Below are 12,269 nucleotides of genomic sequence, written 5' to 3' on the forward strand. Positions count from 1 at the left end.
ACCCCGCCCATTCGACCATTCGGCTATTCGACCGTTCGTTCAGTCGTTCCGATACTAGACGCCCCCACTGACAGCGGCACCACCCGGGCGCTCGGGGCGCTCGGGAAGCGCAGGGCGCGCCTCCGCCTCCGGCCCCGGATCCGAGGCCAGGACCTCCGCGTCCGGCCGGTCGTCCGCCGGTGTGGGGCCCAGCCATGAGACGGCCAGCGCGACGACCAGATTGGCGCCCAGCGCCAGGGCGCCCGCGTTCACCCCGCCCACCGGGTCGTGCTCGGTGAAGACGAGCGCGCAGACCAGCGCACCGCCGACGACGAGCCCGCTCAGCGCACCCCACAGCGTCAGCTTCCGCCACACCAGGCCGATGAGGATCATGGGCACCAGCTGGGCCATGCCCTCGTAGGAGATGAGCGAGAGCCGGACGAGGGTGTTGGGGGCGGCGTAGGTGAGGGCGAGCGCCAGCACTCCCGCCGCGACGACGACGGTCTGCGCGGCGAACCGCTGCCGCCGCGGCCGGCCGGCGAGCGCGGGGACCGTCCCCAGTACGCTCCGTCCCCACATCGTCCCGATGACCAGCATGAACACCGCCATGGGCACGATCGACGAGAGCGCCGCGGCCACCCCGATCACCCCGACCAGCCAGGCCGGCAGCGAGTCCACGATCAGCTTGAACAGGGCCAGGTTGGACCCCGCCCCGGTGAGCCCGGGCACGACGAAGATCGCGGCCATGCCCAGCAGCATGGGGACGAACAGCAGCACGTTGTAGAACGGCAGCAGGATGGCGTTGCGCCGCAGGGCGTCGGCGCTCCGGGCGCCGAGGTAACCCGCCACCGTGGTGGGGAAGATGACGACGGTGAGGGAGTTGAGGAAGCTGGTGGTCGCGAACCAGGTCGCGCCCAGCCCGCTGCCGCCGTGCCCGCTGAGCGTCAGCCACTCCGGCTTCTCGGCCACGAGCCGGTCGAGGAACGGGCCGTAGCCGTCGAAGTGGTGCAGCGGGACGTACACCGCGAGGAAGGCCAGGGTGGCGATGACGAGGATGTCCTTGAGCACCGAGACCCAAGCGCTGCCGCGCAGCCCGCTGACCACGACGAAGGCGGTGGTGACGGCGAAGGCGATGAAGTAGGCCCAGTCGAGGCTGATGGCGCCGTAGGAGATCGTCGAGACGACGACGCCCATGCCGGTGATCTGGAGCTGGATGTACGGCAGCAGACAGACGGTCGCGAGGACGGCGACCAGGGCGCCCAGCCAGGGCCGGTTGTAGCGGTGGGCGACCATGTCGGTGATCGAGACGAGCCCGTGCGTCCGGGCGTACGACCAGAGCGTCGGGCCGACGACGTAGCCGATCGCGTAGCCGCAGGACAGGTAGGCGATGACGTAGAGGACGGGCGAGCCGAAGTTGTAGCCCCAGCCGGCGGCGCCGAGGTAGCTGAAGCTGGTGTAGCCCTCGCCGGCCATCAGCACCCAGATCATCACCGTGCCGAGGCTGCGCCCGCCCACCGACCACTCGGCGATGCCGCCGCCCCCGCCGCGGCCGCGGACGGCCAGCAGGCCCAGGGCGACCGTGAGGACCATGAAGACGCCGAAGACGGACGTCGCGACAGTGGCGTTCACGCGCTCACACCCGTCCGCGCCGGCGGTCGCCGCGCCAGGCGAGCCAGACGCCCACCGGGGTGAGGAGCGTCGCCAGGAGCAGCCAGAAGAAGAGGAAGGGCAGGCCCAGGACGGTGGGCCGGACGCGGTTCACCAGCGGGAGGACGGCCAGGTAGAGCACGTAGGGGACCAGCAGCCACAGCAGGGCGGGACGTTTCTTCAGCACGCCGCCGACCCTAGGCGCTCCCACCCGCGGCGCGCCCCCGCCCCTCCCTGCGCGGAGCACCCGGCCCTCCCCGGCGCCGGAGGACGCCCGGCCCTCCCCCGGCGCCGGACGCCCGGCCGTCCTCCGGCGCGGAGCACTCAGCCGAGCACCCGGCGGAGCACTCACCGGAGCGCCCAGCCACCCCAGCCGCCCCGGCCAGTCCAGCCGCCCCAGCCGCCCCGGCCGCCCCTCAAGCCCCCAGCAGCCGCGACGCCGAGTAGATCAGCAGCCCCGCCAGCGCCCCCACCACCGTGCCGTTGATGCGGATGAACTGGAGGTCCCGCCCGATGTGGGCCTCGATCTTGCGGGAGGTCTGTTCCGCGTCCCAGCCCGCCACCGTCTCCGTGATCAGTGAGGTGATCTCGTCCCGGTAGGTCGTCACCACGTGCACGGCCGCGTCCTCCAGCCAGCCGTCCACCTTCGCGCGCAGCCGCTCGTCCGACGTCATCCGGGCGCCGAGCGACAGGATCGCCGCCCGGGCGCGCAGCCGCAGTTCGCTGCGCTCGTCCTCGGCGGCGGCGACCACCATCGCCCGCACGGAGCTCCAGGCCGAGGCGATCAGGTCCTGCACCTCGCTCCGGCCCAGGACCTCCGACTTCAGCCGCTCGACCCGGGCCCGGGTGTCCGGGTCGTTCTGGAGGTCGCCCGCGAAGTCGGCGAGGAAGCGGTCGACCGCACCGCGGGCCGGGTGGTCGGGCATGTCGCGCATCTCGGTGACGAAGCGCAGGAGTTCCTTGTAGACGCGCTCGCCGACCTTGCGGTCGACGAAGCGCGGCGTCCAGCCGGGCGCGCCGCCGGTGACGGCCTGCATCACCGAGTCCCCGTGCGTGACCAGCCAGTCGTGGGCGCGCCCGCACACCAGGTCCACCACCTTGTGGTGGCCGCCGTCGGCGACGACGCGCTCCAGCATCCTGCCGACGCCGGGCGCGACCTCCTGGGCGTCGGCGCGCCGGGTGACGGCCTCGCCGACCACGGCCTGGACGTCCGAGTCACGGAGGACGCGCAGGGCGCCGCGCAGGGCCGTCGCCAGTTCGGCGGTCACCCGGTCGGCGTGTTCGGGGGCGGCGAGCCAGGTGGCGAGGCGGGAGCCGATGCCGACGGCGCGCAGCCGGCGGCGCACGACGTCGCCGGAGAGGAAGTTCTCGCCGACGAACTCGCCGAGGCTCTGGCCCAGCTGGTCCTTCTTGGTCGGGATGATCGCCGTGTGCGGGATCGGCAGGCCCAGCGGCCGGCGGAACAGCGCGGTGACGGCGAACCAGTCGGCGAGCGCGCCGACCATGCCCGCCTCCGCGGCGGCGGCCACATAGCCCGCCCAGGCCCCCGCGCCGGAGGACTTGGCCCAGGTGGCGAGCGCGTAGACGAGGGCGACGACGAGCAGCATCCCGGTGGCGAAGGCCTTCATCCGGAGGACACCGCGCCGTTTGAGTTCGTCCGCCTCGCTGTAGGTGAATCCGACCGGCGGGCCGGGCATCACTCCGTCGGAGGGCGGCGCACCGGCTCCGCCGGAAGCGTCTCCCCCGGATTTCATCCCTTCGGCGGCAGTCGCCGCGTCCTCTTGGGACCGATTCATCCGCACCACCCGTCCCCATTTCCTCTGGAGTCTTCCCGTCTCACTCGGGAAAGCTCATTCTCTCTACCCGGTCGACTCGGGGAACGGGCCGGGAGTTCCCGTCGTCTGACACGTCGCGGCCGGTCCGTCCCGGCGTCCCGGCCGCCCGGAGCTTCCGCGACCCCGTGGGATCATGGACCCGGCGATCGGGCCCATGACGGCACCCGTACGGGCGCCGTTCCCACGGCGGCCCGCCCGGATCCGGCTCCGTCCGCCCCGCCGTCCCAGGAGACTTCCCGCGATGACCAGGCCCTCTCTGTCCCGCGGCACCGCCAGTGCCCTGCTCGCCGCGCTGGTGGCCGTTGTGACGCTGGTCTCCGCGGCGATCTTCCTGGGCGCCTCGGGCCAGGACGGGGGCGGCGAGGAACCACCCCGCAGGCGGCAGGACGCCGCGCCGGCCGCCGTGAGCGGCTGGACCGGCTCGTGGTCGGCCGCGCCGGCCGCGGCCGAGCCGCGCACCGGGTCCGGGCTCGCCGGAACGTCCATCCGCAACGTGGTCCATACGAGCATCGGCGGCACCGGCGCCCGCATCCACCTCTCCAACCTCTTCGGCAACCGGCCGCTGCAGATCACCCACGCCTCGCTCGCGGTCGCCGCGGGGCCGGGCACGGCCGCCGCCGCGCAGGGGACGATGCGGCGGCTGTCCTTCGGCGGCCGGACCGCCGTGGCCGTGCCCGCGGGGCGGGCCGTCGTCAGCGACCCGGTGCCGCTCACCGTCGCGCCCGCGTCCGACCTGCTCGTCACCGTCTACTCGGCCGTCCCGTCGGGCCCGGTGACGATGCATCCGCACGCCCGTCAGTTCTCCTGGCTCGCGCGCGGGGACCGGACGGAGGACCTGGACGGCGCCCGGTACACCACCCGGACGCCCTACTGGCGGTACGTCACCGGCGTCGACGTCTGGGGCACCCAGGCGACGGGTTCCGTCGTCGCCATCGGCGACTCCATCACCGACGGCGTGAACTCCACCATGGGCGGCAACCAGCGCTGGACGGACCACCTGGCCGCCCGGCTGCGCACCGAGCCGGGCGCGCCGCGCTACGGCGTGCTCAACGAGGGCGTCAGCGGCAACCGCGTCCTGCTGAGCAACCGGGGGCACGCGCCCCAGAACAACCCCCGAGCGCTCGACCGCTTCGACCGCGACGTGCTGAGCCGGACGGGCGTACGGGCCGTCGTGATCGAGCTCGGCGTCAACGACATCCTGCGCCGCCCGCAGCAGCTCGACCCGCACCGCATCGTCGACGGGCTGCGGCAGCTGGTGGCCCGCGCCCACGCGCGGGGGCTGGTGATCGTCGGATCCACGCTGACGCCCTTCGCGGGGCACGTGGGGGCCGTGCCGCGGCAGGAGACCGTACGGCTGGCCGTCAACGCGGAGATCCGGGCCGGACGGGTGTTCGACTCCGTCGTGGACTTCGACCGGGCGCTGCGGGACCCCGCGGCCCCGCAGCGGCTCCTGCCCGCCTACGACAGCGGGGACCGGCTGCACCCGAACGACGCGGGGTACCGCCGGATGGCGGAGGTCCTGGACCTCGGGGCGCTGACGGGACGCCAGGCGGCGGCGGTGCTCTGAGAGAAATCCGAGAGGAAACGGAGGGGCCTACTCCAGCGACTTCCGCCGCTCCTCCTCCCGCAGCCGCTTCCGCTCCTCCCGCTGCTGCTTCCGCACCTCCCGGCGCTCCTTGCGCGTGACGCCCACGCCGCCCCAGAAGGCAAACCCGGTGATGCGCACCCGGGGCGAGCCGGGAGAACCCGCGCCCGCGCCCGCCGAGTCGAAGCCGCCCATGATGCCGATGCCGCCGACGTGCACGTCCAGGTCCGGCGGGACGACGACCTCCATGCCGCCCATGATGGCGATGCAGCGGATCGTCACCTCGCGGTCCTCGAAGTCCGCCTCGCGGAGGTCGATCTGGCCGCCGCCCCAGAAGGCGAAGCCGGTGAAGGTCCGGGGCACGGTCCACCGGCCGTGCCGCTGGAAGCCGCCCATGACGCCGATCCCGCCCCTGGACGACGCCGTTCCGCCGATGCGGCCCTCCCAGCCCTCCAGGGCACCGGGGGCGGCGGCCGGGACGACTGACGTGCCTGCGGCGGGCAGGTCCCGGACGAGGGGTTCGAGTTCGGCGTGGGTCCGCGCCTTGTAGGCCGCGTCCAGGCGCTCGCCGAACTCCTCCATGTCCAGCCGCCCCTCGGCGACCGCCGTGCGCAGTGCTTCGGCGACGCGCTCGCGCTCGGCGTCGGAGGCCCGCATCTCAGGACGATCACTTGTCATGACCACCAGGGTAGGGCCTCACAGGCCGGGCCGGTCGGCATAGAGCCGGGCGATGACCTGCTCGATGTCGGGCTCCCTGACGGAGAGGTCGACCAGCGGGTACCGCTCCGCGACGGTGGCCACGATCGGGGCGGCGCTGTGGGCGGCCGGGAAGGCCAGCCACTGGCGCGGGCCCTCCACCCGGACGACCCGCGCGCCGGGCACGTCCTCGATGGGCGGCAGTTCGCGCTCCAGGTCCACGACGAGCATCCGCTCGCTCTCCCCGACGGTGTGGAGCCCGTCCAGCGCGCCGTCGTAGACCAGCCGGCCGTGGTCGATGACCATCACCCGCTTGCACAGCTGCTCGATGTCCGTCAGATCGTGCGTGGTGAGGAGGACGGTGGTACCGCGTTCGGCGTTGAGGTCCCGCAGGAAGCCCCGGACCTTGGCCTTGCTCACCACGTCGAGGCCGATGGTCGGCTCGTCCAGGTAGAGCACCTCGGGGTCGTGCAGGAGTGCCGCCGCGATGTCGCCGCGCATCCGCTGGCCGAGCGAGAGCTGGCGCACGGGGACGTCCAGCAGGTCGCCGAGGTCGAGGAGTTCGACGCAGCGGTCGAGGTTGGCGCGGTAACGGTCGTCGGGGATCCGGTACATCCGGCGGACCAGGCCGTACGAGTCGCGCAGCGGCAGGTCCCACCAGAGCGTGGTGCGCTGCCCGAAGACGACGCCGATACGGCGGGCCAGCCTCGTACGGTCGCGGGACGGGTCGATGCCGGCGACGCGCAGTCGGCCGCCGCTGGGCACGAGGATGCCGGTGAGCATCTTGATCGTCGTGGACTTCCCGGCGCCGTTGGGGCCGATGTAGCCGACGATCTCGCCGCGCGGCACCCGGAAGGAGATGCCGTCGACGGCCCGGACCTCCCGCTTCTCCCGGCGCAGCAGGCCGGCGCGGCGGCGCACCTCGAAAACCTTTTCCACGCCGTCGAGTTCGATGAATGTCGCGTCCTCGCCGGTCACCTCTCCACCCTCCTTCACGCTCAACTCCCCGTACTCCGATAGCTCCTCAGCCCCGCCCGCCACACCAGCCCCGTGAGGGCGAGCAGCAGCACGGCGACCAGCGGCCCGCAGTACGCCACCCACCCGGGCAGGCCCAGGGGGTCGTCCCGGCCCAGCAGCCGGAGGACGGGCAGCCAGTTGACGAAGGCGAGCGGGATGACGAAGGTCACCCCGCGCACCAGGTCCCGGGCGAAGACCGTCGGCGGGTACTGGAGCAGGGTGACGCCGCCGTAGGTGAAGGAGTTGGCCACCTCCGAGGCGTCGGAGGCCCAGAACTGGAACGCCGCCCCCGCCAGGAAGACGGCGGAGAAGATCGCCGCTCCGGCCACCACCGTCACCGCCAGGAACAGCGCCTTCGGCAGCGTCCAGGAGACGTCCACGGACGCCACGCCCCAGCCCAGCACCGCCAGCCCCTGGCTGATCCGGCCCAGCCTGCGCAGGGCGAACCGGTCGGCGGCCACCTGGGCCAGGACCGGCACCGGGCGTACCAGCAGGGTGTCGAACGTACCGTCGCGCACCCGCTGCCCGACGCGTTCCGTGTTGCCCAGGATCAGGTCGGCCAGGCCGAACGAGGTGCAGGTCGACCCGTACAGCAGCGCGATCTCGGGGAGGCCGAACCCGCCCAGGGCGTCGATGTGCGAGAACATCAGCATGATCGCGACGAAGTCCAGCCCGCTGGCCACGAAGTTGCCCACGGTCATCAGGGCGAACGACGTCCGGTACGCCATCGTCGACCGCACCCACATCCCGGCGATCAGGAAGTACGTACGGACGCCGTGCATCCAGCGCTCAACCACCCTGGACCACCACCTTCCGTGTGGCTCGCGACTGCATCAGCCGTCCCACGGCCAGCAGCAGCACCGCCCACCCCAGTTGGAAGCCCAGCGCCCCCGCCGTCCCCGCGGCCCCCGGGTGCCGGCCCACCAGCACGTCCACCGGGACCTGGAGCATCGCCGACCACGGCAGCGCCTGGGCCACCTGGCCGAAGGTGCCGGGGAAGACGGTGAGCGGCAGCAGCGTGCCCGAGAAGAACATGCACATCAGCTGGCTGACCATGGTCACACCGGCGCCGTCGAGCAGCCAGAAGGCACAGAGCGCCACCAGGTAGCGCAGGGCGAAGCCGACCACGACGGCCAGCAGGACCGAGATCAGGAACAGGAGCCAGCGCAACGGATCGGACGGGAGCGTGAGTTCGAAGAACAGGGCGCCCGCCGTCAGCGGCGCCACCCCGCGGGCCAGCAGGTGGAAGCCCGCCCGGCCGAGGTCGGCCGCGAGCCACCACGCCTGGAGGTCGGCGGGCCGGTAGAGGTCGACCGCGATGTCGCCCTTGCGGATGCGCTCCTGCAACTCCTGCTCGAAACCACCGCCGAGCAGGGACACCGCCGCCAGCAGGGCCTGGCCGACCCAGACGAAGGTCAGGGCCTGCCCCTGGTCGTAGCCGCCCAGATGCGGACGCTCGTCCCAGAGGGCGATGAACGTGTAGGCGAGGATGAATCCGAAGACGGTGTTGGTGAAGACACCGGCCGCCGTGGCCACCCGGTACGTCGCGTGCCGCCGGAAGCCGCTCACCGCGACGGCGGCGTACAGCCGCATCCCACGCCCCCTCTTCTCGTTGAACCTTGTCAGTCCGCCGACCGGCCGGGCCGAACCCGAAGCGCAGGAGCGTAGCCGTACCCCTCAGTCCCGGACCAAGGATTATTCACCCCTCGGAGTGGTGGGCCGCACCCGAACGGTCCTGACCACCCGGTGAGGTGGCGCTGGATCCCTCCGGCCGGGACCGGTGGTGCGACAGTGCTTCCGGGCGCACGGCAGCGTTGCCGGGTCGTGCGGCACCGCCTGACCGACACCGTCCGCCGTGGCCGCACAACCACACGGACGGGCCGAGGAGTTCCGGGAAAGATGAGCGACGAGCAGTCACAGCAACGCACCCGCGGCAGGGGTGCCGGCCCGCCGGGCTGGGCCCCCAGAGGCGATGCCGCCCGTCCCCGCAAGCGCACCGGCTGGCGTCGGCTGTTGCCCACCTGGCGCATGGTGCTCGGCGCATTCCTGCTGGTCGTCCTCCTCCTCGCGGGTGGTCTGATCGCCGGGTACACCCTGGTCGACATCCCGGCCGCCAACAAGGCGGCGACCGCCGAGAGCAACGTCTTCCTCTACGCGGACGGCAGCCAGCTCGCCCGCGACGGCGAGGTCAACCGGGAGAGCGTGCCGCTCAGCCGGATCCCCAAGGACGTCCAGCACGCGGTGCTCGCCGCCGAGGACCGCGACTTCTACGGGGAGTCCGCCGTGAACCCCGAGGCGATGGTCCGCGCGGCGTGGAACACCGTCACCGGCAAGGGCAAGCAATCCGGTTCCACAATCACCCAGCAGTATGTCAAAAACTATTACTTGGGCCAGGAACAGACCATCAGCCGCAAGGTGAAGGAGTTCTTCATCGCCATCAAGCTGGACCGCGAGTCCAGCAAGGACGACATCCTTGAGGGCTACCTCAACACCAGCTACTTCGGCCGCAACGCCTACGGCATCCAGGCCGCCGCGCAGGCGTACTACGGCAAGGACTCCGACAAGCTCGACGTCGCCCAGGGCGCCTACCTCGCCACCCTGCTCAACGCGCCCAGCGCCTACGACGTCGGGGCCCACCCGGAGAACAGGCCGCGCGCCACGGCCCGCTGGAACTACGTCCTCGACGGCATGGTCAAGAAGAAGTGGCTCACCCCCGCCGAGCGCGCCGAGGTCCGGTTCCCGGCGCCCGGCAAGAGCAAGCCGCGGCTCGGCATGTCCGGCCAGCGCGGCTACCTCGTCGAGGCGGTCAAGGACTACCTCACCGGCAACAAGATCGTCGACGAGCAGACGCTGGCCGCCGGCGGCTACCGGATCACCACCACCATCGACCGCGAGAAGCAGGACGCCTTCGTCGACGCGGTGAAGTCCGAGCTGATGGACCAGCTCAGCGACGACCGGAAGACGGACTCCTACGTCCGGGCCGGAGGCGCCTCCGTCGACCCGAAGACCGGCAAGGTGGTCGCCCTCTACGGCGGCATCGACTACACCAAGCAGTACGTCAACAACGCCACGCGCCGCGACTACCAGGTGGGTTCCACCTTCAAGCCGTTCGTCTTCACCTCGGCCGTGCAGAACGACTCCACCACCCAGCAGGGCCGGCCCATCACCCCGTTCACGGTCTACGACGGCACCGACAAGCGGCCCGTCCAGGGCCCCGACGGGCCCGTCGGCTACGCGCCCTCCAACGAGGACGACCGCAGCTACGGGCCCATCACCGTCACCAAGGCCACCGACCTGTCGGTCAACGCCGTCTACGCGCAGATGGCCGAGGACGTCGGCCCCTCACGGGTCAAGGCCACCGCCGTGGCGCTCGGCGTCCCCGCGAAGACCCCCGACCTGACCGCCTCCCCCTCGATCGCCCTCGGCCCGGCCACCGCCAGCGTCCTGGACATGGCCCAGGCGTACGCCACCCTCGCCAATCACGGGCGGCACGGCCCCTACACGCTCGTCGAGAAGGCCACCAAGGGCGCCGAGACCCTCCAGCTGCCCGACCGTGAGGACCGCAAGCAGGCCGTCCCGCGGGAGGCGGCCGACACCACCACGTCCGTCCTGCAGAGCGTGGTCGAGAGCCCGGGCGGCACGGGCGCCGCCGCCCGCGGCTCGGGCCGGCCGTCGGCCGGCAAGACCGGCACCGCCGAGGAGGACAAGGCCGCCTGGTTCGCGGGGTACACCCCCGACCTGGCCACCGTCGTCGCCGTCATGGGCCAGGACTCCGACAGCGGCGAGCAGAAGCCGCTGTACGGGGCCACGGGGCTGCCCCGCATCAACGGTGGCGGGTACCCCGCCCAGATCTGGGCCACGTACACCGCGGAAGCCCTGGAGGGCACCCCGGTCCGGGACTTCGACCTCGAACTCCAGCAGGGCGCGAACAGCCCGCCCCCGGAGCCGCCGGCCACCTCCGCGCCCCCCGAGCCGCCCACCAGCGCCCCGCCGGCCACCTCCGCGCCGCCGCGCACGCCCCCGACGACGGCGCCGCCGTCCCGGCCCGTACGGCCGTCGTTCCCGCCGGAGCCCCCGACCCCGTCGGGCCCGCCCTCACTGCCGATCATCACGCTGGGGCCCAACCCCGGACGTGAGGGGCGGACGGGGGAGCACCACGATCTGCTGGGCTACGACTACTAGCGCCATCGGTGCGAGAGCGCCCCGGCCCCGGGAAGGGGCCGGGGCGCTCCCGCATCCCGTATGTCTCAGTGCCTCAGTGCCCGGACGTCGCCTTCAGGCCGACCACGGCCACCAGCAGCAGCGCGACGAAGAAGATCCGGGCCGCGGTGGCCGGCTCGTCCAGCACCACCATCCCGAGCACGGCCGCGCCCGCCGCCCCGATGCCGACCCACACCCCGTAGGCGGTGCCGATCGGCAGCGTCCTGGCGGCCCGCGAGAGCAGGACCATGCTGGCCACGATGCCCACGACCGTGAAGACGCTCGGCCAGAGCCGGGTGAAGCCGTCGGTGTACTTCATACCGACGGACCAGCCGACCTCCAGCAGGCCGGCGACGACGAGCAGGATCCATGCCATGACGGCACCTCCGTGGAATCGCTTCTCCAGGGGTGCGTCGTCTTGTCCTGACCCGGTACGGCGCGTCTCGTCGGGTTCCCTCCCGACGGTAGCAAACGGGCTAGAGGTAGAGCCCCGTGGAGTCGTCCGACCCCTCCAGCCGCTCCGCCGCCACCGCGTGCAGGTCCCGCTCGCGCATCAGGACGTAGGCCACGCCGCGGACCTCGACCTCCGCGCGGTCCTCGGGGTCGTAGAGCACCCGGTCACCGGGCTCCACGGTGCGTACGCTCTGCCCGACGGCCACGACCTCCGCCCAGGCCAGCCTGCGGCCCACCGCCGCCGTCGCCGGGATGACGATGCCGCCGGTGGACCGGCGCTCGCCCTCGGGAATGTCGGTCCGCACCAGCACCCGGTCGTGCAGCATCCGGATGGGCAGCTTGTCGTGGGTCGTGTTCGTACGCACGCCACGACCGTACCCGCCCCGGCGCGCCCGTGAGACCACACCGGCAGAAGCCCGGTCACCGGGCCCGGCACCGCCCCCGTACCACCACCCGCCATGCACCGCCCGTCACTGTTCGCGACGGGCGGTGGGCGCTACGCCTTGCGGCGGCGCGAGGAGACCGTCAGCAGCCCGACCACGCCGACGGCCACCATCGCCGCCGGAACGATCCGCTCCAGGCGGGGCACCCCCTCGTCCGTCATGAACTGCGACCGCACGTCGGAGACGACGCGATTCGCGATCGCACAGGCCCGCCCGAGGGTGTGATCCACCTTCGAGGCCGCCTTCGCCTTCACGTCGCCGATGATCGTGCTCGGGTGCATCCGCACACCGATCTCGTCGAGGGTCACGGCGAGCTCACTGCGCCTGCGGGCGATGTCCGCCTCGATCTGCGCAGGGGTCCTGGCTTCCGGCACCGCGCTGCCTCCGTAGTCTCATAAGAGTGATGACGAGTGA

General features: G+C 72.4%; 12 protein-coding genes and 1 riboswitch. Of the genes, 2 read left to right on the top strand and 10 right to left on the bottom strand.

Annotated features, from left to right (window positions below; all coding sequences use genetic code 11):
* Positions 1-54: 54 nt before the first annotated feature.
* The 3 genes from HN013_RS13015 to HN013_RS13025 all read right to left on the bottom strand — a co-directional run bounded on the left by HN013_RS13015 (position 55) and on the right by HN013_RS13025 (position 3,323).
* Entirely contained in the window at positions 55-1,608 is a 1,554-nt protein-coding gene (locus HN013_RS13015) for a sodium:solute symporter family protein (protein ID WP_312018591.1), read from the bottom strand.
* Positions 1,609-1,612: 4 nt separating this feature from the next.
* Complete coding sequence (locus HN013_RS13020) at positions 1,613-1,813, bottom strand: DUF3311 domain-containing protein (protein WP_312018592.1); 201 nt, start codon at positions 1,811-1,813, stop codon at positions 1,613-1,615.
* Positions 1,814-2,042: 229 nt separating this feature from the next.
* On the bottom strand, positions 2,043-3,323 hold the full coding sequence (locus HN013_RS13025) for a DUF445 domain-containing protein (protein WP_249374981.1): 1,281 nt from the start codon (positions 3,321-3,323) through the stop codon (positions 2,043-2,045).
* 379 nt (positions 3,324-3,702) lie between these two features.
* Here HN013_RS13025 and HN013_RS13030 point away from each other — a divergent pair, with 379 nt between their 5' ends.
* A complete protein-coding gene (locus HN013_RS13030; RefSeq protein WP_171166242.1) occupies positions 3,703-5,028 on the top strand; it encodes an SGNH/GDSL hydrolase family protein in 1,326 nt (441 codons plus the stop codon).
* Positions 5,029-5,055: 27 nt separating this feature from the next.
* On the opposite strand, the gene HN013_RS13035 is transcribed toward HN013_RS13030, so the two are convergent.
* Genes HN013_RS13035 through HN013_RS13050 form a run of 4 tightly spaced genes read right to left on the bottom strand, consistent with a single transcriptional unit; the run spans position 5,056 to position 8,352 of the window.
* Complete coding sequence (locus tag HN013_RS13035) at positions 5,056-5,724, bottom strand: DUF1707 domain-containing protein (RefSeq protein WP_212764268.1); 669 nt, start codon at positions 5,722-5,724, stop codon at positions 5,056-5,058.
* Positions 5,725-5,742: 18 nt separating this feature from the next.
* A complete protein-coding gene (locus HN013_RS13040) occupies positions 5,743-6,738 on the bottom strand; it encodes an ATP-binding cassette domain-containing protein (RefSeq protein ID WP_312018593.1) in 996 nt (331 codons plus the stop codon).
* Positions 6,739-6,740: 2 nt separating this feature from the next.
* Positions 6,741-7,541 carry an ABC transporter permease gene (locus tag HN013_RS13045; protein WP_171166295.1) on the bottom strand — a complete coding sequence of 267 codons (801 nt, stop codon included), beginning with the start codon at positions 7,539-7,541 and terminating at the stop codon, positions 6,741-6,743.
* Positions 7,542-7,548: 7 nt separating this feature from the next.
* Positions 7,549-8,352, bottom strand: a complete 804-nt coding sequence (locus HN013_RS13050) for an ABC-2 family transporter protein (protein ID WP_171166244.1) — start codon at positions 8,350-8,352, stop codon at positions 7,549-7,551.
* A gap of 306 nt (positions 8,353-8,658) precedes the next feature.
* Here HN013_RS13050 and HN013_RS13055 point away from each other — a divergent pair, with 306 nt between their 5' ends.
* Complete coding sequence (locus tag HN013_RS13055; protein WP_171166245.1) at positions 8,659-10,941, top strand: transglycosylase domain-containing protein; 2,283 nt, start codon at positions 8,659-8,661, stop codon at positions 10,939-10,941.
* Between the two features lie 73 nt (positions 10,942-11,014).
* On the opposite strand, the gene HN013_RS13060 is transcribed toward HN013_RS13055, so the two are convergent.
* The 3 genes from HN013_RS13060 to HN013_RS13070 form a co-directional block, all read right to left on the bottom strand.
* Positions 11,015-11,335, bottom strand: a complete 321-nt coding sequence (locus HN013_RS13060; protein ID WP_171166246.1) for a multidrug efflux SMR transporter — start codon at positions 11,333-11,335, stop codon at positions 11,015-11,017.
* A gap of 31 nt (positions 11,336-11,366) precedes the next feature.
* Positions 11,367-11,432: riboswitch (guanidine-III (ykkC-III) riboswitch) on the bottom strand.
* 3 nt (positions 11,433-11,435) lie between these two features.
* Positions 11,436-11,738 carry a co-chaperone GroES gene (locus tag HN013_RS13065; protein WP_087930644.1) on the bottom strand — a complete coding sequence of 101 codons (303 nt, stop codon included), beginning with the start codon at positions 11,736-11,738 and terminating at the stop codon, positions 11,436-11,438.
* Between the two features lie 170 nt (positions 11,739-11,908).
* Positions 11,909-12,229: a DUF3618 domain-containing protein gene (locus HN013_RS13070; protein ID WP_171166247.1), complete on the bottom strand. Its 321-nt coding sequence runs from the start codon at positions 12,227-12,229 to the stop codon at positions 11,909-11,911.
* Between the last annotated feature and the right edge of the window lie 40 nt (positions 12,230-12,269).

The organism is Streptomyces sp. I05A-00742, from assembly GCF_013055795.1.
In the GTDB taxonomy this organism is placed as follows: Bacteria; Actinomycetota; Actinomycetes; order Streptomycetales; family Streptomycetaceae; genus Streptomyces.